This is a genomic window from Janthinobacterium sp. HH102 (genome assembly GCF_001758625.2).
Lineage (GTDB): Bacteria > Pseudomonadota > Gammaproteobacteria > Burkholderiales > Burkholderiaceae_D > Janthinobacterium.
Genome location: NZ_CP062062.1, coordinates 2,282,740 through 2,303,951 on the forward strand (window position 1 = coordinate 2,282,740; position 21,212 = coordinate 2,303,951).

Consider the following 21,212-nt stretch of genomic DNA (forward strand, 5'->3'; position numbering starts at 1 on the left):
TAGCGAGGTCGTGGTTAGCGTGGGACATAGGACTTCTTGGCTTTTTCCAGCAGGTCCAGCTTGACCCAATCCTTGGCGGCAGGCGCCTTGGCCATGCGGCCCACGCCGAATTTCACCATGTAGTCGGTGGTCAGCTGCACGTGGCTTTGCGTGATGTCTTCCGTGAAGATGGCGTTGTCGATGGCATCGCGGTAATCCTCGGTCGTGATCTGGTTCTTGAACATCGATTCGCGCACGTATTTTTCCGCCAGTTTCGGGTCGGCCAAAAACGCCCGCGTGGCGGCGACGAAGCAATCCATGAAGCGCTGGGCCACGGCCGGCTTTTCCTTGTACATCTTTTCCGTCATCACGAGGGCGCGCACGGGCTCGCCCAGCGGCGTGTCATACGGTTTGATGATGGCCGCGCCGTATTTCTTGTGGATCGCCTGCGTCGAGTACGGTTCGGACTGGCTCATGACGTCGATATCCTTGGTCAGCAGCGCCTGGTTCAGGTCAGGGTAGCCCATGTACAGGATCTGCACGTCCTTGCCCGGCTTGTCGGACCAGGTCAGCTTGGCCTTGGTCAATTCGGCAAACAGCAGGATTTCCTGCGGGCCGCCGCGCGTGACGCCGACTTTCTTGCCTTTCAGGCCAGCAATATCCTTGATGTTCAGGTCGGGACGCCCGACGATCTGCACGCCGCCTTTGGCGAAGCCGCCCACCAGGTACACGGGCAAGCCCGTGGCGCGGCCCGTGATGGCCGCTTCCAGCGCGCTGGCGGACACGTCGATTTCGCCGGCGATCATGGCCGGCACGATGTCGAGGCCCTTGGCGAAGATGCGTTCTTCAATTTTCAGGTCGTACTTCGGCGCGATTTCCTTCATGTAGGCGACGGCGCCGTAATGGGCGAATTTCAGGTTGCCCAGACGGACCAGGTCGGCCGCATGGACGGCCAGCGGGAATTGCGCGGCCAGTGCGACGGCCACGGCCAGTGCCTTGGTGTTGAGGAAGGACGAGATGCGGAAGGTGCGTGCCATGCTGTTGTCTCCAAAAAAAGGTAGATGGTTTTTATATTGGGTAAGGCTGCCGCTCTGGTGGCGGTTATGAAAATATAAAAGCATCTTCCGTGCCAGTGGAGCGCATTTTGGCGTTTATTGCAAGTGATTGTTTATAAAGGTTTAATTTGAATCTATTGAAAATGGGAAATGACGAGATTCCGTCTTTCCGCACGGCGAAGGGAAAGACTGTGCGGATTGCCGCATTTTGATTGGCTGGTCCGGTGCCGGCTTGCGGTGCCGCATGCCGGTGAACCTTCAGGGCGCGGCCGACTCCAATCGTAAAAAAACGCGTTGCAAACAGGCTGGCAACGCGTAACTCCCCCGTGGAGTAGGGGCGGCGCCGCAGGTGCGCCTGATCGGTCGCCTTTGGCGGGCCTTATTTCGGCGCCGTGGCGGGCGGCAGGGCCGGCGCGGTGGCCGGATCGGTCAGCGGGGCAGGCGGCGTCGTGCTGCCCGGGCCCGTTTCCGGCGCGGCTGGCGTGACGGGAGGGGGCATCACTTGTGGGGCGGAAGCAGGGTTGGGCGCCGTTTCAGGCAGCGGTGCTTCGGCCGGTTTTTTGCAGGCGGACAAGGTGATCAGGGCGGCGGCGGCCAGCAGAGTAGGCATGTTCATGATGGTTCCTTTGCAAAGTATCAAGATTGGCGCGATGCGGACGGCGGGTGCCGCGCGCGAAGCTTGAATTTATTGCAAGAATGCCGACGCTTCTGTTCGCTATTTCACTTTGTGCGCGCATCGAGGCACAGCGGTTTAAATGTCTTTTATAGATGCCTCAAGAGAAATAATTCAGCAAGGCAATATTTTTCACTTTCTTGCTTCTAATGTTCGTTAACGCACAGACCAGTGCGGAGCAGGATGGCATTCTGTGCCCAGACGCTCAGGATTCGTGGTGTTCTGGTATAAAAATTGCCAAGAACTTAACAATCCGGGCTACCGGCAATCGTTTAAAAGGAGTATTCAAATGCATGCAATGACTCAGTCTCACGTGAAGAGCGAATTAAAGGCAGCGCACCAGGAACTTCGTAGCCCCGAAAAAGGCTCGCAAATGGTCGAACGCGCAGCACCTATCCCCCCGGAACGCATGAATCCTATTTCCATGGCACCGATCGAGCGCGTGCGCTCGACGTCGGCCACCCTGCGCCGCATCGAAAACATGCAAAAACTGATCGGCGAATTGTCGCTGCACGAGATGCTGGCTGACGAAATCGCCTGGTTCCTCAAGTTTTCGCCATCGGGCGCCCGCAAATACATCCGCGACCTGCGTGAAGCGGGCGTGATCGAACTGGCCCGCTACATCGAAGGCACCGCCACCTACCTGGGCAAGGCAGTGTACCAGCTGACGCCGGATCCCGAGCGCGTGCGCGCCTTCCTGGCCGCCATCGTCCAGCCGAAACGCGAAGGCGCGCCACCGCGCAAGGACCGTCCCGGCTTGCGCGAGCAAAGCATGGCCGGCAGCGGCCGCCACTTCCACATCCTGGCCGATGACACGCATTACGCCATCCGCGTCAACCGCGGTCCCGTGACGCGCGATCCGCTGGTCGCCGCCCTGTTTGGCGCGCCACAGCAAAAATCGGCTGAATAAACCTTGCGCCTGGCAGGCCGCTTGACGGCCGGCAGGCGTGGTTTGTGGTTCGTATGATCAGACACATGTCGAAAGCCGGGTGACAACCCGGCTTTTGGCGTTGGGGCAAGCCCTTTGAGCTGGGCGGATTGAAAAGATATTAATCAACCCCATGTGGGCTGGACTGCTGCCCGCAACGCGCGGGTTCACTTGAAGGAGCTTGTCCTTGTCTGCCTACGCCGCCCTGTTATCGTCCCCGCCATTGCGCTGCCTGAAACGGGCCGCCGCATGAACCCGTTGCTGTGGATCGCCCTCGTCACGGCCGCCATCGTCTTTTCATTATGGTTCCCCCGCTGGCGCTTGAAGCGTGCCCTGTCCAGGCCCTTGCCGCCGGAAGGCCTGGCCGTGTTGGAAAAGAATATCCCCGTGTATCCGCGCATGCCGGCCCCGCTGCAGCAGCAGTTGCGCCGTCTGGTCGTGCAATTCCTGTACCAGAAGAAATTCGTCGGTTGCGGCGGCCTGGAGATCACGGACGAGATGCGCTACACGATTGCCGGCCAGGCGTGCTTGCTGCTGCTCAATCGCCAGACCCAGGTGTATCCGGAACTCGACACGATCCTCGTGTATCCCACGGAATTCATCGTTACGCGCGATGAAGTGGGGCCGGGCGGCGTCGTCACGCCATCGGCCAATGGTTTATTGGGCGAATCCTGGGGCGATGGCCGCGTGGTGCTGGCCTGGGACCACGTGCAGCGCGGTGCGGCCGACTGGACCGATGGCCACAACGTCGTGCTGCATGAATTCGCCCACCAGCTCGACAGCGAATCGGGCGCCGCGAATGGCGCGCCCTACCTGCCCAGCGTGTCGAGCTACCGCAGCTGGGCCACCGTGTTGTCGCGCGACTTCGACAACCTGCGCCACGATGCCATCTATCAGCAGCACAGCGTGATGGACCACTACGGCGCCACGAATCCCGCCGAATTCTTTGCCGTGGCGACGGAAACCTTCTTTGAAAAGCCATACCAGATGGCCGAGCACCACGAAGAACTGTACGCGCAATTCTTGCAGTACTACAAGGTCGATCCGCGCGACTGGATGGCGCCGCCCGTGGAAGCCGAACACATGGCCTCGCCGTTTCCCAATTACGCGCCCCACTGGTAGGCGGCAGCGCCTTACATGATTTACTCATAAGCAAGGCTGAAAAGATTCCTTTTTGGAAATAATAACGTTGCGGTCTAATGGCGGCATTCGTTATCCACCAGAGGAATCCCATGCAGACCCGCCTTCATTTCGCAGCGCTTCTTTTCACTTCCATCGCTTTCACGCAAGTGGCGCAAGCGGACCAGCTGGCCGCCATCAAGGCGAAGGGCGAACTGGTCTGCGGTACCCTGGGCACGGACGAGCCGAACAGTTTCATCGACGCCAAGTCGCGCCAGCTGGTCGGCTATGAAGTGGACCTGTGCCGCGCCATCGCCCAGGGCCTGGGCGTCAAGCCCGTGATCAAGCAGCTGGCCGTGGCCGCCCGCATTCCCGAACTGCAGCAGGGCCGCATCGATATCCTGACGGCGTCCTTGACGCACAACAAGGAACGCGAAGCGCTCGTCGATTTTTCGCTGTCCACGTTTTACACGGGCCAGCGCGTGCTGGTGAAAAAAAGCAGCCATATTACGACGGTCGCTGGCTTGGCCGGCAAGAAAGTGCTGACCGTCAAGGGCGGCACGCAGGAACCGAATATCCGCAAGGCCGTGCCCGGCGTGGACGTGGTGACGTTCGAGACGGCGGGCCAGGCTTATCTGGGCTTGCAGCAAGGTAAGGGCGTTGGCTATGTCGACGATGAAGTCTCCCTGCTGAACAATTACGCCAAGCTGGGCGCCGCGCAAAAAGACTATATTGTGCTGCCGCAAAACATCAGCCAGGAAGTGTTTGCCTTCGGCATCCGCAAGGGCGAGACGGGCGTGAAAACAGCCGTCGACCAGGTGCTGCGCGGACTGGAAAAATCGGGCGAGGCGGAAAAACTGTTCTTCAAATGGTATGGCCCGACGAGCAACGTCAAGTTTCAAAAACGGACCTTCAAGATCGAATCGGACAAGATTGACGCCTAAGCAAACCTACTGCGCGGCGCGCTTTGCGGCCTGCGATGCTCACCGTGCTCCAGCACGGTTGCGCTTCTCAGCCACAAATCACTGCCGCTCGCTACGGTTTTCTTAGGCATCAATGATATTTCACCATCATGTTCCAATTTGATCTGACCTTTTTGCTGTCCGGCGACTATCGCGACTGGCTCGTTTCCGGCTTGCTGCTGTCCTTGCAACTGATGGGCATCACCTTGCTCTTGTCTTTGCCGCTGGCCTGCGGCGTGGCCATGCTGCGGCTGGCCCCGTCGCGCCTGCTCAATGGCCTGGGCGCCGCGTATGTCGAGCTGATCCGCAACGTGCCCTTGCTGGCCCACTTCCTGTTCTGGTATTTCGGCGCGCCCGAATTGCTGCCCGATGCGTGGAAGGAGCGTTTGTATGCCGGCAATATCGAAGCCGCCAGCGCCGTCACGGCCCTGACTTTATATACGGCCGCCTACATGGCGGAAGACATCCGCAGCGGCATCCGCGCCATTCCCGCCCAGCAATTCGAGGCGGGCCGGGCGCTGGGCTTCAGTTTTCTTGCCACCATGCGCCTGTGCATCGTGCCGCAGGCGCTGCGGCTGGCCGCGCCGCCGCTGCTGTCGCAAACCCTGACCCTGTGGCAAAACACCAGCATCGCCACCGTCATCGGCGTGGCCGAGCTGATGTACCAGACGCAGCGCGTGGAAGCGGCCTCGTTCCGCAGCGTCGATGCCTTCGTCTTCGCCAGCGCGGCCTACCTGGCCGTCTCGCTGCTGATCGCCGGCCTGGCGGCCTTGCTGCAAAAGAAGGTGTCCTGATGCTGGAACTCCTCCATGATTACTGGCTGTATTTCCTCGTGGGACGCTATCCCGAGGGGCCGCTGGGCGGCCTGGCGCTGACGGTCGTGCTGGCCAGCCTGGCGCTGGTGCTGAGCCTGCCCTTCGGCCTGCTGCTGGGGCTGGCGCGCCTGAGTCCCTGGCGGCTGTTGCGCTGGCCCGTCGCCGTACTGATCCACGTGGTGCGGGGCATCCCCTTGCTGCTGGTGATTTTCTGGGCGTATTTCTTCCTGCCCAGCATCACGGGGCATGAAAGCGGGCAATTCGGCACCATGCTGGCCGCCCTCGTCATCTTCGACGGCATTTATCTGGCGGAAATCGTGCGCGCCGGCGTGCAAGCCGTGCCGCGCGGGCAGGTGGAGGCGGCCCGCTCGCTGGGCCTGAATTATCTGGACAGCATGCGCTCGGTGGTGCTGCCGCAGGCGCTGCGCCACATGCTGCCCTCGCTGGTCAACCAGTTCGTCTCGACCATCAAGGAAACCTCGCTCGGGTACATCATCGGCCTGGCCGAGGTGTCGTTCATCGCGTCGCAAGTGAACGGCCTCGTGCTGACCAAGCCCGTGCAAGTGTATTTCCTGCTGGGCATGACGTATTTTGTCTTGTGTTTCAGCCTGTCGCGCGCCGCCTTCTGGCTCGAGCGGCGCCAGGCGCGTCTCCTGAAAGCGGCAGCATGATTAACTTTGACAACGTCAACAAATACTATGGCGACTATCACGCCTTGCGCGAGATCAATGAACACGTGGCCAAGGGCGAGGTGCTGGTCGTGTGCGGGCCGTCCGGCTCCGGCAAGTCGACCCTGATCCGCACCATCAACCGCCTGGAGCCCATCGCCTCAGGGCGCATCGCGGTGGCGGGCCAGGATATCCACGCGCCGGGGCTGGACGTGAATGCCTTCCGCTCGCGTATCGGTTTTGTGTTCCAGCAATTCAACCTGTTTCCCCATTTATCCGTGCTGGACAATTGCGCGCTGGCGCCGCAGCGCTTGCGCGGCCTCGCCCGGCGCGAAGCCGAGGAGCGCGCGCTGGCCCTGCTGGAGCGCGTGGGGCTGGCACACAAGGCGCGCGCCATGCCGGCGGCCTTGTCGGGCGGGCAGCAGCAGAGGGTGGCGATTGCCCGCGCGCTGGCCATGCAGCCGCCGCTGATGCTGTTCGACGAGCCGACCAGCGCGCTGGACCCGGAAATGGTGGGCGAGGTGCTGCACGTGATGCGCGACCTGGCGCACGGCGGCATGACGATGGTGTGCGTGACGCACGAGATGGGTTTCGCGCGCGAAGTGGCGGACCGCGTCTGGTTCATGGACCACGGGCAAGTGCTGGAACGGGCCGCGCCCGAGGAGTTCTTTGCGCGGCCGCAGCATGTGCGCGCACAGCAATTCCTGGCCGATATCCGCAGCCCATATGGGGCACCGGCCTGAGGATTTCTGGGCTGTGTGCGCAAGCGAACGGTATCTTGGCGTTGTCCGGCGCACGCTATCGGAGTGGCGCACGGGGCGCCCGCAGCCGACCAGGAGGGCCGTATCATGTCACGCATCATCGCAGGTCATTTTCAGTTGCAGGAGCAGATAGACGCCGCGCGCGCCGCCCTGAACCAGGCGGGCTTTCCTGACAGCCGCATCAGCGCCTTCTTTGTCAACCAGCCGGGCCAGCATGATTTGCATGCGCTCGGCGGCGACCGCGACGTCTCGCCGGGCGCCAAGGAGACGCCGGAAGGCGTGGTCGAGGGCGTGGCCGTCGGGGCCGCCGTCGGTGCCGGCATCGGCGCGGCCACCACCCTGGCGACGGGGCCGCTGGGGCCGGTGGTGGGCGCGCTGGTGGGCGCCCATGTGGGCTCACTCTACAGTTTCAACAAGATGAAGGAGGCGGGCGAGCCCGAGAAACATGGCGAAAACCACCGCCAGCCGCGCCATCCGGGCATGCTGATCGCCGTGGCGCTGGGCGGCCTCGAAGAGCGCGAACGGGCGCTCGAGACACTGCACCGGCTGGGCGCCGAGCATATCGAGGAAGCGGAAGGCACGATCGCCAATGGCGACTGGCATGACTTCGATCCGCTCAGCATTCCCGTGCTGGTGGCGTGAATCAACGCCTCTGTGGTGCCATATGCATAAATTCCGCGCTGCACGAAATTTAGGTATGATCCTTGTTAGTATGAGTAATTATTGGTAAACAATGCCGACAGGGATAGTTTCCGCGCGCCCGAAGTGACACTGGACCAAGGTGACTGCCCGTAGTACTTGCCTCGCATGCTAACGAGTATGGATAGGAGGGCGCGTCATGACACAGGCATGGTTCATTCTGACACGGGCCGATGGGCGCGACATCTGCGCGCCCTCACCGGCACAGCTGGCCGATGCGCTGGCCGAGGTGTACCGCGGCGGCGCCGTCACGCCGGATGGCAGCCCGGCCGCCGTCTTGTTGCGCTTTGGCTACGACGATGGCTTGATGTATCAGGTCGAAGTCGCTAGCGGAGGCGAAGTCACTTTCGAGGAATGGTCGGACCGCGATTGCGAAATTGCCCTGGCCAGTCCGCGCCACATGTCGGCCCTGCCGCAGGACGACGCGCTGCAGCTGTGGCAGTGGCTGGCGCAGCGCCAGGTGGCGAAGATCCGCAGCCAGCCCTGGCAGGGCGGCTAGCCCGACCGTTTTAGCAAAGGCCTAGTGCGCCATCAGCACGGGGATCGTCATGCTCTGCAGAATCGTGCGCGTGACGCCGCCGAGGATGGTTTCGCGCAGGCGCGAATGGCCATACGCTCCCATCACCAGCAAGTCGACCGACAGGTCGGCGGCCTGCGACAGCAGCGCCTCGCCGATATCGCCGCGCCGCACGCCACCCCCATCGAGCAAATGCAGCCGCGCTTCCACGCCGTGGCGCGCCAGGTAGTGCACCAGTTCCGCGCCCGGCTGTTCGCCGTGCTCGGCCGCATGCACCTGGGCGTCGAAGATGGCCACGTGGACTTGCCCGGCGCGCTGCAGCAGGGGAAGGGCGGCGGTCACGGCGCGGCTTGCTTCCTTGCTGGCGTTCCAGGAAATGAGCACATTGCGCGCCGCTGCCGGCGGTGCCAGCAGGGGCAGCGGCGGCGCATACGGCACGATCAGCACGGGCCGGCCCGAATGCAGCAGCACATAGGCGGGAAAGTCGCGCATCACGGACGGCGATTTATCCTTGGCATTGTATTGGCTGATGACGACCAGGTCCGCATAGCGGGCCAGCAGGCTGATGCCGCCCGCCGCCTCGTCGTCGACGACGCGCTGTTCGAACGAGGCGACGCCTGCCGCGCGCACCTGCTGTTCGAAACCGTCGAGGGCGCGCGTGGCGCGGTCGCGCAGGAAATTCAGATGCAAGCTCAGGTTCGGGTCGGCATCGAGGTCGGGCTGGTGCTGGTACAGCAGGCGCGACACGCCCGTCAGCGCCACGCCCGTCAGGTGGCCGCCGCACGCCTGGGCGATGCTGGCCGCCGCTTCGATGCGGGCGGCGCGCCCGGCGCTGTCGTCGATGTGGAGCAATACGGTTTTGTACGTCATGGCCTGTCCTCTCGCTGTGCAGTAGGGGCCATTCTGGCACAGTCCGGGGTGCCGGCCGCGCACGACTGCATCAGGCTGGGCACTTGATCTGGCGCAAGGCTGGCAATAAAAACTGCTCCTACACTTGATGCCACGCAGAACAACCATAACAAGCGGGGAGAGACAGTCATGAAGGAACAAAAGGTAGCGCTGGTCACGGGCGGCATGGGCGGCCTGGGCACGGCCTTGTGCCGGCGCCTGCATGCGGCGGGCTTTGCCGTCGTGGCGGCGCATACGCCGGGCAACACGCGGGTGGAAAGCTGGCTCGACGAGCAGCAGGCGCAGCAGTATTATTTTCATCCGCTGGCCCTTGACGTGACGGACTTTGCTGCCTGCAGCGAAGCCGTCGGCAAGGTGCTGGCGCAGTTCGGCCGCATCGATGTGCTGGTCAATAACGCCGGCATCACGCGCGACCAGAGCATGCGCAAGATGGAGTTGCCGCACTGGTCCGAGGTGATGCGGACCAATCTCGACAGCCTGTTCAACATGAGCAAGCAGGTGCTGGAACCCATGCTGGAAAAGAAATGGGGACGCATCATCAATATCTCGTCCGTCAATGGCCAGAAGGGCGCGTTTGGCCAGTGCAACTACGCGGCCGCCAAGGCCGGTGTGCATGGCTTCAGCAAGGCGCTGGCGCTGGAAGTGGCGCGCCACGGCATCACCGTCAACACCGTGTCGCCCGGCTACCTGCGCACGCAGATGGTGACGGCCGTGCCGGCCGATATCCTGGAAACGAAGATCTTGCCGCAAATCCCCCTGGGCCGCCTGGGCGAGCCGGACGAGGTGGCGGCCCTGGTCGCTTACCTGGCGTCCGACGAGGCGGCATTCGTCACGGGCGCCAACATCGCCATCAATGGCGGACAGCACATGAGTTAAGCAAGCGTACAGCTTGCATAGAGGCAATGGCAGTAGAGGAGACCCATCCACCCAGCCGGCGCATAGACGCTGGCGGAGGACGGCAGGCAGCATGGTAATTACGCTGGAAAACAGGGGGCAGGGCAGCGATGCCTTGCCCTTTGTTGTCGTGCCGCCGTTAAGCTAGGGTCATGTTATGGCGCGCCGTGCCTTTTCCAGCCGGGTCTGGCAATCGATGCACAGGCGCGCTTCGGGGCGGGCGTTCAGGCGCGACAGGCCGATGGCTTCGCCGCAGTTGTCGCACAGGCCGTAGCTGCCGTCGGCAAACTTCGCCAGCGCGTGCTTGATGATGGCCAGTTGCGCCTGATTGTGCTCGGCCGCTTCGCTGACGAGGGCGTTCAAGGTGCGCACGCTGGCGTTGTCGGCCGGCGAGGCTTCGATTTCATTGAGCAGCGAGGCGCGCGCGTCCGCTTCGGCCGCTTCGTTCTCTATCTGTTCCAGCAACGCCAGCTTGCGTTGCTCCAGCACGCCTTGCAGGCGCTGTAGCTGGTCTTGCGGCAATCCATTCATGGCTGTCCCCGATAGGAGTCTCTCCTCTATGGTAGTCCAGGATGGGCGCTTCTGCTTGCGCTACTACCCGCGCCGCGTTTGACGCGGCGCAGGCAGGCGCGGGCCGTTCTATGCTGGCTCTTTCAGGCAGTTGACCATCCAGGCCACGCCGAACTGGTCTTTCAGCATGCCGAAGCGTTTGGCCCAAAACGTTTCTTCCATGGGCATCTGGATGGCGCCGTCACGCGCCAGCGCGGCGAAGGCCCGTTCCGCCTCCTCCGGCGTGTCGACGGTCAGGCAGATCGAGCTGCCGCTCATGCCCTTGGCGCCCTCGTCGCAGCCGCCGTCAGAGCCCATCAGCATGGTGGGACCCAGCTGCACGGAGCCGTGCATGATCTTGTCATACCAGTCTTCCTTGACTTGCTCCTGCATCGGCGTGCCGCGATACGGCATCAGGCACAGGTCCGTGCCATGCAGGTGCTGCCGGTAGTATTCCAGCGCTTGCGCGCAGTTTCCATTGAATTGCAAATACGGTTCGATACGCATGTTGGTCTCCTCTGGCAATCGCCCCGCAGGCACGATTGCCAGGCGGGGACGTCCCAGTATAGGCGCTCGCCGGCCGATTTCAATCAGTCCGGCGCCATCTCTTGCAGCCGCTCACGCACCTTGCCCAGCGTGCTGAGGATGCGCTCGGGATTGCCGGCCAGGACGGCACTGCCCAGATGTAACAAACTCGTCGACAGGCTGATCCAGTGCCGCACATCGTCGTTGCGGGCGATGCGCAGGCGCACCGTGTCGAGCAGGCCGCTGAGCTGGCGCTGCGCCGTTTCCAGGCCCATTACCGTATGGCCGGCAGCATCGGCATACAGCTGGTTGGCTTGCTGGCGCAAGGCTACTTCCAGGGCGAAGACGGCTTGTGCCTGGCTGTGGCTAATGCCGTTTTCTCCCTGGCTGGCGCGCTTGCGGATGGCGCGCATGACGGCGCCGTGCAGGGTGACAGCCGCCTGCGACAGGCTGTCGGCCAGTTGCTCGACGCGCATGGCGCTGCTGAGAGCCGCTTCGCGGCGTTCGCTGCCGCTGCTCCTGCCTACCGATCCGTCCATCTTGCCTCCGTGGTGGTGAGGGCGGCGGCCAGCTGTGCGTGGTCGCGCGCCAGTGCCGCCAGTTGCCGGCGCGCCAGCGTGTGGCGCAAGCCAAGCAGCCGGTATTCTTCGGTTTTACTTTGCTGCATGGTTTTCGCCAGCACGGCCAGCAGGCGCTGCTGCGGCGTGTCGGCAAACGCGATTTCCACGTCGAGCAGGCCGAGCACCATGTCGCGCTCGTTGTCGCCGCTTTTGTCGTACAGCGCCAGCAAGCTGTCGAGCGCTGCCAGTAAGGCTTGCAGCGGCGCGTCGCCGTCGTGCAGCACTTGCGCCAGGTGCGCCTGCTGGCTGGCCGCGCCGCCCAGGCGCGACAGTTGCTGCAGCAACAGGGTGTAGGCGCTGACATGACGGTCGTCGATGCCGCTGCCGGGCCAGGCGCGGATGGCGGCGCCGGCGCCGGCCAGTTCCGGCTGCACGTCGTACGCATCGGCATTCGCCAGCCGGCCCAGCGCCTGCAGATACAGGCGCACGGCCTGCGCCAGGCGCGCGACGTCCGCTTGCGCGGCGCGGCGCTGCGCATCGAGCAGGCGTTCGCGCGCGTCTTCGGCGGGCGACAGATAGGGGCGGGCGCGCTGGTAGCTGTCCACGTGGCGCTGCGACAGTTCGCCGAAGGCCGTCAAGGCATCGGTGCCGGCGGCCAGGGCGCGCACTTGCGCCAGGTCGGTGCGCGCACTGGCGCAGCCGCACAGCGCGACGGCCAGGAAGAGGCTCAGGTACAGGTTATGGCAAAGGGCGCGGCGATGGCGGGCGGGCAGGGTGGACACGTCACCTCTCGACAGGAAATACTGTATGGAAAGGTATTGTCGTGCCGACCTGCGTTGCCCGCCTTGTGCGGGCGCAAGCGCGCTGCGATCAGGCGCCTGTTGTGCCCGTGGCGGTGGTCAATTGTTCGCGCCAGCCCAATCCGGCCACGGTGTCGCTGGCGGGACGGTATTCGCAGCCGACCCAGCCCACGTAGCCGACCTGGTCGAGCAGCTTGAACAGGTGGCGGTAATTGATCTCGCCCGTGCCCGGCTCGTGGCGGCCCGGCGTGTCGGCGATCTGGATGTGGCGGATCAGGGGCAGCAGGGCGCGGATAGTGTTGCTCAGCTCGCCCTCCATGCGCTGCATGTGATAAATGTCGTACTGCAGGAAGATATTGCTGCGCTGGCAGTCGGCGATGACGTCGGCTGCCTGCTGACTATGGTTCAGAAAGTAACCGGGCATGTCAAAGCGGTTGATCGGCTCGATCAGCACGTTGATGCCGTGCGGACGGCAGGCGTCGGCCGCAAATTGCAGGTTGCCGATCAGGCTTTGCCGCGCACGCTCCAGGCTCATGCCGGGCGGCACGATGCCGGACATGCAGTGCAGCTGTTTCGCCCCCAGCGCCAGCGCATAGTTGAGTGCCAGCTGCACATTTGTGCGAAATTCCTCGCCCCGGCGCGGGTCGCAGGCGATGCCCCGCTCGCCGTGTTCCCAGTCGCCGGGCGGAAAGTTGAACACGGCCAGCTGCAGATGGTGGCGTTCCAGCCGCATGGCGATCTGCCGCGCCTCGACGGCATAGGGAAACAGAAACTCGACGGCATCGAAGCCCGCTTCCCTGGCGGCGGCAAAGCGGTCGAGGAAAGGCAGTTCGGTAAACATCATGCTGAGGTTGGCAGCGAAGTTCGGCATGGCGGCACGCAGGTGAGGAAGATGGATACTATCCTAGCCCAAATTGCCAATCAGTGGCGTGCATGAAAAAACCGCTCCAGAAGCAAGTCCTGGAACGGTTTTTTTCGTCTTTTTAACAAAGACAAACGCCGCCTGAAAGCGTAGCGAGCGGGAGTGATATTGCGTCGAGTAGCGCAGCCGTACTGGAGTACGGCGAGCAACGCAAACGCAATAGCGCCCCGCGCAGTAGCTTTCAGGCCGCGTTTTAGCGGCCGCGGCCGCCGGAGCGGTGGGAGGCGGCCGAACGCGGCGCATTGCCCGAACGGTTGCCGCCGCCACCGCCGCCCGATGGGCCGGCGCTGCGTGGCTTGGCGCCGCTGCCGCCCGTTTTTACGCGCACGACGGCGCCGGCTGGCGCGCGGCTGTTGTTGCGGTGGCCGCCGGTGCCGCTGCGCAATTGCACAGGCTGGGCGCGGGCGTTCAGGTCCGGCTCGAAGCCGGGGATGACTTCACGCGGCAGGGTTTGCTTGATCAGCTTTTCGATGTCTTTCAACATTTCGTGCTCGTCCACGCAGACCAGCGACACGGCTTCGCCCTTGGCGCCGGCACGGCCCGTGCGGCCGATACGGTGCACATAGTCTTCCGGAATGTTCGGCAAGTCGTAGTTGACGACGTGCGGCAACTGGTCGATATCGATACCGCGCGCGGCGATGTCGGTGGCGACCAGCACTTGCAGGGTGCCATCTTTAAATTCCGACAGGGCGCGCGTGCGCGCCGACTGGCTCTTGTTGCCGTGGATGGCCAAGGCGCCGATGCCGTCCGCGCCCAGCTGCTCGACCAGTTTATTCGCGCCATGCTTGGTGCGCGTAAAGACCAGCACTTGCGTCCAGTTGTTCGACTTGATCAGGTAGGACAGCATCGGGTGCTTCTTGTCGCGGTCGACGGGATGGATCTTTTGCTTGATCACTTCCACGGTCGAATTGCGGCGCGCCACTTCGATCATGGCCGGCTTGTTCAGCAAGCCGTCGGCCAGGGCCTTGATCTCTTCCGAGAACGTGGCCGAGAACAGCAGGTTCTGGCGTTTCGGCGGCAGCACGGCCAGCACTTTCTTGATGTCGCGGATGAAACCCATGTCGAGCATGCGGTCGGCTTCGTCCAGGATCAGGATTTCCACTTTCGACAGGTCGACGGTGCCCTGACCCATGTGGTCGAGCAAACGGCCCGGCGTGGCGACGAGAATGTCGACGCCATGCTTGAGCTGCTTGATTTGCGGGTTGATGCCGACGCCGCCGAAGATCACGGTGGAGTTCAGCTTGGTGTACTTGCTGTAGGCGCGCACGCTTTCCTCGACCTGCGCGGCGAGTTCGCGCGTCGGTGCCAGGATCAGGGCGCGGATCGGGCGCGTCGAGGTGTTGCTGGTGATGGCAGCGCCATTCTTGTCGGTCGACAGGCGGTGCAGCACGGGCAGGGTAAAGCCGGCCGTCTTGCCGGTACCGGTTTGTGCACCGGCCAGCAAGTCGCCGCCAGCGAGCACGGCGGGAATCGCCTGCGACTGGATCGGGGTCGGCACGGTGTAGCCGTGTTCGGTAACGGCACGTACGATAGCGTCGGACAATCCGAGGGAGGAAAAGGACATGGTAACTTTATTGTGAGATCGGCCTGTCGCCATCGTGGGGCGCCAGTCGCAGGCAATCAGATTAGGGGTCGAAAGACAGCGGCAAGGGGACTGGTCATATGTGCCGCACACGCGAAGTATAACAGCATGGCAAAAAACCGCCGAGTTTGTTTAAAGTATGCAATACCACAGGTAAAAGAAATACATGGCCACGGTGCGCCTTTGCATACCGTTTTTCATTATTATTGCCTGTAGCACTCCATCTGCGGGACTCGCCGTGGCGCCGGAGTGTTCACTCCCGGAGGACTATCATGCGTATTGCCGATCTTCGCATCGCCACCCGCCTGTACGGCGGTTTTGCCACCATTGTCCTGTTGCTGGCCGCCCTGGTCACCGTCGCCACATTGAACGTCTCGCGGCTGGCCGACGCCAATGCCATCAATACCCACACTTACCAGGTACTCGCTGAAAACAGCGCGATCCTGGAAAGCCTGATCAATATGGAAACGGGGCAGCGCGGCTATGTGATCACGGGTGCGGAGGCCTCGCTGGAACCGTACAAGGCGGGGCAGGCCGCGTTCGGCGCGCATCTGGACAAGGCGCGCGCCCTGACCAGCGACAATCCTGCCCAGCAGGAGCGCCTGGCGAAGCTCGATGCCGCCAAGCAAGCCTGGCTGGCCGGCGCGCTCGAACCCGTGATCGCCATGCGGCGCGCCGTGGCGCAGGGCACGGCGGCCATCGAGCCCGTGCTGGCGCTGGAAAAGGAGGGCCGGGGCAAGCAGGGCATGGATGCCATGCGCGCATTGCTGGGCGAGATCAGCCAGGCGGAAACGGTGCTGCTGGCGCAGCGTTCGGAAGCGGCGGCGGCCTTGCAGGCGCGCACGCACTGGACCTTGCTGGGCGGCGGCGCGGCGGCGCTGATCCTGGCCGCCCTGATCGCCTGGTGGCTGGCGCGCAACATCAGCGGGCCGCTGCGTTCAGCCATCGACGTGGCCAGGCAGGTGGCGCAGGGCGACCTGACGGTACAGGTGGAAGTGCGCTCGAAGGATGAGACAGGCGAGCTGATGCAGGCATTGAAGGAGATGACGGCCAGCCTGCTGCGCATCGTCACCGAGGTGCGCGGCGGCACGCAGGCCATCGCCACGGCCTCGCGCCAGATCGCTTCGGGCAACCTCGACCTGTCGGCGCGCACGGAACAGCAGGCCAGTTCGCTGGAAGAGACGGCCTCGTCGATGGAAGAACTGACCGGCACGGTACAGCAGAACGCGCAGAATGCCCATGAAGCCAACGGCCTGGCGGCGTCGGCTTCCGCCGTGGCGGGCAAGGGCGGCAGCGTGGTGGCGCAGGTGGTCGACACCATGGGCTCGATCAACGACTCGTCGCGCAAGATCGTCGACATCATCGCCGTGATCGACGGCATCGCCTTCCAGACGAATATCCTGGCCCTGAACGCGGCCGTCGAGGCGGCCCGGGCGGGCGAGCAGGGGCGCGGCTTTGCCGTCGTCGCCACGGAAGTGCGCAACCTGGCCCAAAGATCCGCTGGCGCGGCGAAGGAAATCAAGGCCCTGATCAACGATTCCGTCGCGCAGGTGGAGAGCGGCGCGCGCCTGGTCGACGAAGCGGGCCACACCATGCACGAGATCGTCGACAGCGTGCACAAGGTCAGCAGCATCGTCGGGCATATCTCGGCTGCCAGCGATGAGCAGCGGGCCGGCATCGAGCAAGTCAACCAGGCGATCAGCGAAATGGACCATGTGACCCAGCAAAACGCTTCATTGGTGGAAGAGGCCGCCGCGGCTGCGGAAGCCATGCAGGAGCAGGCGGCGCGGCTGGCCGATGCGGTGAGCGTGTTCAGGACGGCGCAGGTGGACGCCATCGCGGCGCCGTCACCTCGGCCCGCCGTGCGCCGTCCCGTGCCGCTCAAGGCGGCGCGCGCGCCCGCCCGCCTGAGCGTCAAGCCCGCAGCGCGCCATGCGCCGCAAGTTCCAGCCGGCAAACAGCGTCCGGGGGACGATGAGTGGGACGAGTTTTAGCACAGGCGCCCAGTGCATGCGACACCTGTCGCAAATACCGCTTGCGTGCGTGTGACTGTTGTCGCATAATTGTGTCAATAGTCACTCAAAGGATGCATCATGAACACGCCCTCCGTCACCGAACTGTCGTTATTGAAAGCCTTGTGGAAAGACCACCCGCTGTCCGCGCGCGAATTGCATGCCCGCGTGGAAGAAGAGCTGGGCTGGTCTTTTTCGTCAACGCGCAAGACGCTCGAGCGCATGCTGGACAAGGGCATGCTGCTGCAGCGCAGCGTGCACGGCGTGCTCGTGTATGAAGCGAACGTGGACAAGGTAGCCACCCTGGCCGCGTTCGCCCACGACTTTGGCCGGCGCGTGATGGAAATCGACAGTCCCTTGCCGGTCAGTATGTTTACGGGCAGCAAACTGGTGGACCAGCAGGAGCTGGCGGCGCTGGAGCAGCTGCTGCAGGACTGGCCTGCGGACGCGAAGGAATAGGCCATGACCCTGTTCGCCCTGACCTTGTTGCAGGCGACGGCCGCCTGCCTGTTCGCCGGCTTGCTGCTGCAAGGCTTGCTGCACCTGGCGCAGGGGCGCTGGCCCGCGCTGGCCGCCCAGCGCAGCGTGTGGCTGGCGGCCGCGCTGGTGCTGGCCGCCGTGTTCCTGCTGCCGCTGTTGCCGCAGGGCCAGCAGATCAGCGTGGTTCCCGAGTTCAGCTTGCCCGCCGCCGCGCAGGCAGCGCCCGAGGCGGTTTTGCCGATGGCCGCGCCCGCGCCCGCGCCCATGCCAGCGCCGCTGGTCGAAGCGCCATCGGTGACGGCCTGGCTGAGCATGCTGGCCACGATCTGGCTGGGCGTGTATCCGCTGGTTCTGTCCGTGCTGGCGTGGCGCCGCTGGCGTAGCCGCAGCGCACTGCGGGCCTTGCTCCAGGCGGCGCAGCCGCTGGCGCCGGCAGCCCTGGCCGCGCATGGCGCGTTTGCGCCGGCGCAACTGCGCCAGCTGCAAGCCCAGCGCACCGCCGTACTGGAAATCGACGCGCCCATCTCGGCCATGCTGGTGGGCGTGTGGCGGCAACGTTTGCTGTTGCCCGCGCATTTGCGGCAATTTACGGCCGAGCAGCAACAACTGGTCATCGAACACGAACTGACGCATGCGCGCCGGCGCGATCCCATGCTCCAGCTGCTGGCCAGCGGCGTGCAACTGCTGTTGTGGTTCAACCCGGCAGCGCGCTGGCTCGCAGGCAAGCTGGCCTGGGCGCAGGAACTGGGCTGCGACCGCCATGTGCTGGCTGGACGTTCGCAGCAGCAGCGCCGCGAATATGCGGCCGCCTTGGTGCGCCAGCTGGGCCTGCAAACCCGTGCCCCTGCCGGCCTGGCGTTTGGCGGCCAACCCGACAGCATGCTGGAGCGCGTGGCCCGCATGCGCGACAGCAGCGCCGCCAGTATGCACTGGCGCGCCCGGCTGGCCATGGGCCTGGTCCTGTGCGCACTGGGTGCGGCCAGCGTGGCCTTGCAGCCGGCACTGGCTTTACAACCGGCACCGGCCTTACAGCCCGCACGGGCCTGGACATCGGCCGCGTCCTTTGCCAGCCCGGCCCCGCTTCCGGCCACGGCACCTGCCCATGCGCCGTGGCGCAATCCGCTCGCCACCATGCGCGTCACGGGTTTCTTTGGCGTGGTGCGCCCCATCACGCAGAAGGGCTTGCGCGGGATTGACCTGGCGGCGCGGCGCGGCACGTCCGTGCAGGCAGTGGCCGATGGCATCGCCACGGTGACGCAGGACGACTGGCTGGGCAAGGCCGTGCACATCGCCCATGGCGGCGGACTGCAATCGGTATACGTCCACCTCGACAGCGTCGCGCTGGAAGACGGCGCCATCGTCGAGGCCGGCCAGCGCATCGGCACGGTGGGCGACACGGGCCGCGCGACGGGGCCGCACCTGCACTTCCAGGTACGCCAGGACGGCCGCGTGCAAGATCCGCAGCGCTGGCTGGCCGGCCTGGATGCCAACGCCAGCGAACGGGCCTTGCGCATGCGCAAGGAGCAGTTCGGCCGCTGACGCCGTACGGTATTTTGTCACCCAGGAACAACAAACGGGGGCGGACTCGGCAGGGTCTGCCCCGGCGTGAGGCTCTTGGTTTTCACTGAAATATCCTTTCTTCGGGAATCCCCATGCGATTGAGTATCTTGTTGTGCAGCCTCGCGCTGCCGTTGACGGCGCACGTCCGTGCCGAAGACATTCTCCCTTCCGTGACGGTCCATGCCGGTAAAGTGGAGCAGCGCCGCAACGACACCGTCGCCGCCATCGTCGTCGGCCACGATGAATTGATACGCCAGGGCGACCGCGTGCTGTCCGACGCCCTGAAGCGCCTGCCCGGCATTTCCATCGGCGGGCCATCCGGCGCGGCTGCGGGCGCCGCTGGCGGGCAAATCCAGATGCGCGGGCTGGGCCAGGGCTATACCTTGATCATGCTCGATGGCGTGCCCGTGGCGCCCGGCTTTTCGCTCGACGCCCTGGACCCGGAACTGGTCGAGCGCGTGGAAATCATGCGCGCCGCCACGGCGGAATTTTCCACCCAGGCGATCGCCGGTTCCATCAACATCGTGCTGAAAAAGTCGGGCGGGCGGCGCGAACGCACGTTCAAGCTGGGCGCGTCCGCCAGCCACGGCATGCCCGCCGGCAGCGCCACCGTGCAGTGGTCGGACAAGGATGGACGCCGGTCGTACGCGCTGGCCGGCACGCTCAGCCATACGGGACGCGAAGCGCTGCTCGACGAGTGGAGCCGCGAATTCGACGCAGCGGGCGCGCCCACGGTGGTGCGCCACGTGCCGCTCACCGAGCGCGTGACGAGCGACGCCATCGAGTTGGCGCCCCGCGTGCAATGGGCGCTGGCGGGGGAGGGCAGCCTGGCCTGGCAAAGCCTGGTCAACGTGCGCCGCCTGGCCAGCCGCCGCCACGCGCAGGAAACGGCTTACCTGGGCGGCACGACCGCCTATCCGGAGAACCAGGCCCATTTCAACCAGGACAGCAGCACCGTGCGCAGCGACCTGCACTGGCTGCGCAAGCTCGGCCATGGCGCCAGTCTCGACGTGAAGCTGGGCGCCAGCATCAATCACCGCGCCAATGATTATCAGTTCCTGGGCCGCGGCGCGGCGCCGGGACAGGGCATCACGCGCCTGGTCGATTCGGGCCTGGACGAGGTGGGCGTGCAGGCGAGCGGCACCTACCGCCGCGCGCTGGGCGAATACCACACGCTGGCGGCGGGTTGGGATGCGGGGCACCGGCGGCGCACGGATTTTCGCCGCGAACGCCAGCTGGAGCCGGGCGGGCCGCCCGTGCTCAGCGACGAAGACTATGCTGCCACAGTGCGGCGCCTGGCCCTGTTCGCGCAGGATGAATGGGAACTGTCCGCGCATTGGTCGCTGTACCTGGGCTTGCGCTGGGAAACCTGGCGCACGGCCAGCGCCACGGGCGGCGGCGAGCCGGTCGACGTGCGCGCGCAGGTATGGAGCCCCTTGCTGCAAAGCCTGTGGAAGTCCGGCGGCAAGCAGCAGGTGCGCCTGGCCGTTACGCGCACCTACAAGGCGCCGCAGATTTTCGAGCTGATCCCGCGCCCGTACACGGTCGACAATGGCAACAGTCCCACGAATCCCGACACCCAGGGCAATCCGGCGCTGCGCCCGGAGCTGGCCTGGGGCCTTGATGCCGCCTATGAATACTATCCGGGCGCGGGCGCCATGCTGGGCGCCAGCGCCTCGCTGCGGCGCATCAGCGACGTGACGCTGGAGCGCCTGTACCAGGACAACGGGCGCTGGGTGAGCACGCCCGTCAACCATGGCCATGCCGCCGTGCGCTCGATCGCGCTGGAAGCGAAGCTGCCCTTGACGGCGCTGTGGGCGGGCGCTCCCGCGCTGGACTTGCGGGCCAACGCGGCGCGCAACTGGTCGAGGCTCGATGCCGTGCCCGGCCCCGATAGCCGCCTCGACAGCCAATTGCCGTGGAGCGCCAACGTGGGAGGGGACTACCAGCTGGCCCGCCTGCCCCTGAGCCTGGGCGTCGACCTGAATTACCAGGCGGGAGGGCGCTCGCGCGAGTCCGGCCAGCTGCTGGCCTGGCAGGGCGGCAAGCGCGAACTCGATATGTACGCGCTATGGAAAGTCAGCGACAGGCTGCGCCTGCGCCTGTCGGGCGCCAACCTGCTGGGGCAGGATTACCGCACGCGCAGCCTGTATGCGGATGGCGCGCGCAGCCTGCTGCGCACGGTCGATACGGGCAGCTACCGCACCTGGCGGCTGATGCTGGAGGGAACCCTGTAGCCAGCT

Annotated in this window: 22 protein-coding genes; 13 read left to right on the forward strand and 9 right to left on the reverse strand. The window is 64.7% G+C overall.

Annotation, left to right across the window (positions count from 1 at the left end; translation table 11 throughout):
• Window positions 1-14: 14 nt before the first annotated feature.
• Together JAB4_RS10420 and JAB4_RS10425 are read right to left on the reverse strand one after the other, a co-directional pair.
• On the reverse strand, window positions 15-1,016 hold the full coding sequence (locus tag JAB4_RS10420; RefSeq protein ID WP_070224935.1) for an ABC transporter substrate-binding protein: 1,002 nt from the start codon (window positions 1,014-1,016) through the stop codon (window positions 15-17).
• Between the two features lie 397 nt (window positions 1,017-1,413).
• The gene (locus JAB4_RS10425) at window positions 1,414-1,650 is read right to left on the reverse strand and encodes a hypothetical protein (protein WP_070224936.1); all 237 of its coding nucleotides are present in this window, start codon (window positions 1,648-1,650) and stop codon (window positions 1,414-1,416) included.
• A 466-nt stretch (window positions 1,651-2,116) separates the two neighbouring features.
• Here JAB4_RS10425 and JAB4_RS10430 point away from each other — a divergent pair, with 466 nt between their 5' ends.
• From JAB4_RS10430 to JAB4_RS10465, 8 genes are all read left to right on the forward strand, one after another.
• Window positions 2,117-2,617 carry a winged helix-turn-helix domain-containing protein gene (locus tag JAB4_RS10430; RefSeq protein ID WP_223278908.1) on the forward strand — a complete coding sequence of 167 codons (501 nt, stop codon included), beginning with the start codon at window positions 2,117-2,119 and terminating at the stop codon, window positions 2,615-2,617.
• Between the two features lie 267 nt (window positions 2,618-2,884).
• The gene (locus JAB4_RS10435) at window positions 2,885-3,757 is read left to right on the forward strand and encodes a M90 family metallopeptidase (protein WP_070224937.1); all 873 of its coding nucleotides are present in this window, start codon (window positions 2,885-2,887) and stop codon (window positions 3,755-3,757) included.
• 110 nt (window positions 3,758-3,867) lie between these two features.
• Window positions 3,868-4,698 carry a transporter substrate-binding domain-containing protein gene (locus JAB4_RS10440; protein ID WP_070224938.1) on the forward strand — a complete coding sequence of 277 codons (831 nt, stop codon included), beginning with the start codon at window positions 3,868-3,870 and terminating at the stop codon, window positions 4,696-4,698.
• A 128-nt stretch (window positions 4,699-4,826) separates the two neighbouring features.
• Entirely contained in the window at window positions 4,827-5,510 is a 684-nt protein-coding gene (locus JAB4_RS10445) for an amino acid ABC transporter permease (protein ID WP_070224939.1), read from the forward strand.
• A complete protein-coding gene (locus tag JAB4_RS10450; RefSeq protein WP_070224940.1) occupies window positions 5,510-6,202 on the forward strand; it encodes an amino acid ABC transporter permease in 693 nt (230 codons plus the stop codon). The genes JAB4_RS10445 and JAB4_RS10450 overlap by 1 nt, the downstream gene beginning before the upstream one ends.
• Complete coding sequence (locus JAB4_RS10455) at window positions 6,199-6,942, forward strand: amino acid ABC transporter ATP-binding protein (RefSeq protein ID WP_070224941.1); 744 nt, start codon at window positions 6,199-6,201, stop codon at window positions 6,940-6,942. Before JAB4_RS10450 ends, JAB4_RS10455 begins: the two co-directional genes overlap by 4 nt.
• Window positions 6,943-7,047: 105 nt before the next feature.
• Entirely contained in the window at window positions 7,048-7,602 is a 555-nt protein-coding gene (locus JAB4_RS10460; protein WP_070224942.1) for a glycine zipper domain-containing protein, read from the forward strand.
• Between the two features lie 196 nt (window positions 7,603-7,798).
• Window positions 7,799-8,158 (forward strand): hypothetical protein, encoded by a 360-nt coding sequence (locus JAB4_RS10465; protein ID WP_070224943.1) that lies wholly within the window; start codon window positions 7,799-7,801, stop codon window positions 8,156-8,158.
• 21 nt (window positions 8,159-8,179) lie between these two features.
• On the opposite strand, the gene JAB4_RS10470 is transcribed toward JAB4_RS10465, so the two are convergent.
• Window positions 8,180-9,046: a universal stress protein gene (locus JAB4_RS10470; protein ID WP_070224944.1), complete on the reverse strand. Its 867-nt coding sequence runs from the start codon at window positions 9,044-9,046 to the stop codon at window positions 8,180-8,182.
• Between the two features lie 168 nt (window positions 9,047-9,214).
• Here JAB4_RS10470 and phbB point away from each other — a divergent pair, with 168 nt between their 5' ends.
• Entirely contained in the window at window positions 9,215-9,961 is a 747-nt protein-coding gene (gene phbB, locus JAB4_RS10475; protein ID WP_070224945.1) for an acetoacetyl-CoA reductase, read from the forward strand.
• Window positions 9,962-10,129: 168 nt separating this feature from the next.
• On the opposite strand, the gene JAB4_RS10480 is transcribed toward phbB, so the two are convergent.
• The 6 genes from JAB4_RS10480 to JAB4_RS10505 all read right to left on the reverse strand — a co-directional run bounded on the left by JAB4_RS10480 (window position 10,130) and on the right by JAB4_RS10505 (window position 14,899).
• Window positions 10,130-10,510, reverse strand: coding sequence for a TraR/DksA family transcriptional regulator (locus tag JAB4_RS10480; RefSeq protein WP_070224946.1), 381 nt, complete (start codon window positions 10,508-10,510; stop codon window positions 10,130-10,132).
• 108 nt (window positions 10,511-10,618) lie between these two features.
• Window positions 10,619-11,035 carry a VOC family protein gene (locus tag JAB4_RS10485; protein ID WP_070224947.1) on the reverse strand — a complete coding sequence of 139 codons (417 nt, stop codon included), beginning with the start codon at window positions 11,033-11,035 and terminating at the stop codon, window positions 10,619-10,621.
• An 83-nt stretch (window positions 11,036-11,118) separates the two neighbouring features.
• Entirely contained in the window at window positions 11,119-11,592 is a 474-nt protein-coding gene (locus JAB4_RS10490; protein WP_083287293.1) for a hypothetical protein, read from the reverse strand.
• Window positions 11,577-12,395: a hypothetical protein gene (locus JAB4_RS10495; RefSeq protein ID WP_083287292.1), complete on the reverse strand. Its 819-nt coding sequence runs from the start codon at window positions 12,393-12,395 to the stop codon at window positions 11,577-11,579. Before JAB4_RS10495 ends, JAB4_RS10490 begins: the two co-directional genes overlap by 16 nt.
• An 88-nt stretch (window positions 12,396-12,483) precedes the next feature.
• Window positions 12,484-13,284 (reverse strand): 2-oxo-tetronate isomerase, encoded by an 801-nt coding sequence (gene otnI / locus JAB4_RS10500; protein ID WP_070224948.1) that lies wholly within the window; start codon window positions 13,282-13,284, stop codon window positions 12,484-12,486.
• Between the two features lie 244 nt (window positions 13,285-13,528).
• Window positions 13,529-14,899, reverse strand: coding sequence for a DEAD/DEAH box helicase (locus JAB4_RS10505; RefSeq protein WP_070224949.1), 1,371 nt, complete (start codon window positions 14,897-14,899; stop codon window positions 13,529-13,531).
• Window positions 14,900-15,189: 290 nt separating this feature from the next.
• Here JAB4_RS10505 and JAB4_RS10510 point away from each other — a divergent pair, with 290 nt between their 5' ends.
• From JAB4_RS10510 to JAB4_RS10525, 4 genes are all read left to right on the forward strand, one after another.
• Window positions 15,190-16,911, forward strand: coding sequence for a methyl-accepting chemotaxis protein (locus tag JAB4_RS10510; protein ID WP_070224950.1), 1,722 nt, complete (start codon window positions 15,190-15,192; stop codon window positions 16,909-16,911).
• A 99-nt stretch (window positions 16,912-17,010) separates the two neighbouring features.
• Complete coding sequence (locus JAB4_RS10515; RefSeq protein ID WP_070224951.1) at window positions 17,011-17,388, forward strand: BlaI/MecI/CopY family transcriptional regulator; 378 nt, start codon at window positions 17,011-17,013, stop codon at window positions 17,386-17,388.
• A gap of 3 nt (window positions 17,389-17,391) precedes the next feature.
• A complete protein-coding gene (locus tag JAB4_RS10520; RefSeq protein ID WP_070224952.1) occupies window positions 17,392-18,948 on the forward strand; it encodes a M23/M56 family metallopeptidase in 1,557 nt (518 codons plus the stop codon).
• A gap of 113 nt (window positions 18,949-19,061) precedes the next feature.
• The gene (locus JAB4_RS10525) at window positions 19,062-21,206 is read left to right on the forward strand and encodes a TonB-dependent receptor (RefSeq protein WP_070224953.1); all 2,145 of its coding nucleotides are present in this window, start codon (window positions 19,062-19,064) and stop codon (window positions 21,204-21,206) included.
• Window positions 21,207-21,212: the final 6 nt, after the last annotated feature.

Excerpts from the sequence above, each read along its gene's own strand:
- JAB4_RS10445 (WP_070224939.1), top strand. The coding sequence starts at position 4,827 with ATGTTCCAATTTGATCTGACCTTTTTGCTGTCCGGCGACTATCGCGAC.
- JAB4_RS10490 (WP_083287293.1), bottom strand. The coding sequence starts at position 11,592 with ATGGACGGATCGGTAGGCAGGAGCAGCGGCAGCGAACGCCGCGAAGCG.
- JAB4_RS10525 (WP_070224953.1), top strand. The coding sequence starts at position 19,062 with ATGCGATTGAGTATCTTGTTGTGCAGCCTCGCGCTGCCGTTGACGGCG.
- JAB4_RS10420 (WP_070224935.1), bottom strand. The coding sequence starts at position 1,016 with ATGGCACGCACCTTCCGCATCTCGTCCTTCCTCAACACCAAGGCACTG.
- JAB4_RS10440 (WP_070224938.1), top strand. The coding sequence starts at position 3,868 with ATGCAGACCCGCCTTCATTTCGCAGCGCTTCTTTTCACTTCCATCGCT.
- JAB4_RS10505 (WP_070224949.1), bottom strand. The coding sequence starts at position 14,899 with ATGTCCTTTTCCTCCCTCGGATTGTCCGACGCTATCGTACGTGCCGTT.
- JAB4_RS10470 (WP_070224944.1), bottom strand. The coding sequence starts at position 9,046 with ATGACGTACAAAACCGTATTGCTCCACATCGACGACAGCGCCGGGCGC.
- JAB4_RS10485 (WP_070224947.1), bottom strand. The coding sequence starts at position 11,035 with ATGCGTATCGAACCGTATTTGCAATTCAATGGAAACTGCGCGCAAGCG.
- JAB4_RS10510 (WP_070224950.1), top strand. The coding sequence starts at position 15,190 with ATGCGTATTGCCGATCTTCGCATCGCCACCCGCCTGTACGGCGGTTTT.
- JAB4_RS10455 (WP_070224941.1), top strand. The coding sequence starts at position 6,199 with ATGATTAACTTTGACAACGTCAACAAATACTATGGCGACTATCACGCC.
- JAB4_RS10465 (WP_070224943.1), top strand. The coding sequence starts at position 7,799 with ATGACACAGGCATGGTTCATTCTGACACGGGCCGATGGGCGCGACATC.
- JAB4_RS10480 (WP_070224946.1), bottom strand. The coding sequence starts at position 10,510 with ATGAATGGATTGCCGCAAGACCAGCTACAGCGCCTGCAAGGCGTGCTG.
- JAB4_RS10425 (WP_070224936.1), bottom strand. The coding sequence starts at position 1,650 with ATGAACATGCCTACTCTGCTGGCCGCCGCCGCCCTGATCACCTTGTCC.
- JAB4_RS10430 (WP_223278908.1), top strand. The coding sequence starts at position 2,117 with ATGAATCCTATTTCCATGGCACCGATCGAGCGCGTGCGCTCGACGTCG.
- phbB (WP_070224945.1), top strand. The coding sequence starts at position 9,215 with ATGAAGGAACAAAAGGTAGCGCTGGTCACGGGCGGCATGGGCGGCCTG.
- JAB4_RS10450 (WP_070224940.1), top strand. The coding sequence starts at position 5,510 with ATGCTGGAACTCCTCCATGATTACTGGCTGTATTTCCTCGTGGGACGC.
- JAB4_RS10460 (WP_070224942.1), top strand. The coding sequence starts at position 7,048 with ATGTCACGCATCATCGCAGGTCATTTTCAGTTGCAGGAGCAGATAGAC.
- JAB4_RS10520 (WP_070224952.1), top strand. The coding sequence starts at position 17,392 with ATGACCCTGTTCGCCCTGACCTTGTTGCAGGCGACGGCCGCCTGCCTG.
- JAB4_RS10515 (WP_070224951.1), top strand. The coding sequence starts at position 17,011 with ATGAACACGCCCTCCGTCACCGAACTGTCGTTATTGAAAGCCTTGTGG.
- JAB4_RS10435 (WP_070224937.1), top strand. The coding sequence starts at position 2,885 with ATGAACCCGTTGCTGTGGATCGCCCTCGTCACGGCCGCCATCGTCTTT.
- otnI (WP_070224948.1), bottom strand. The coding sequence starts at position 13,284 with ATGCCGAACTTCGCTGCCAACCTCAGCATGATGTTTACCGAACTGCCT.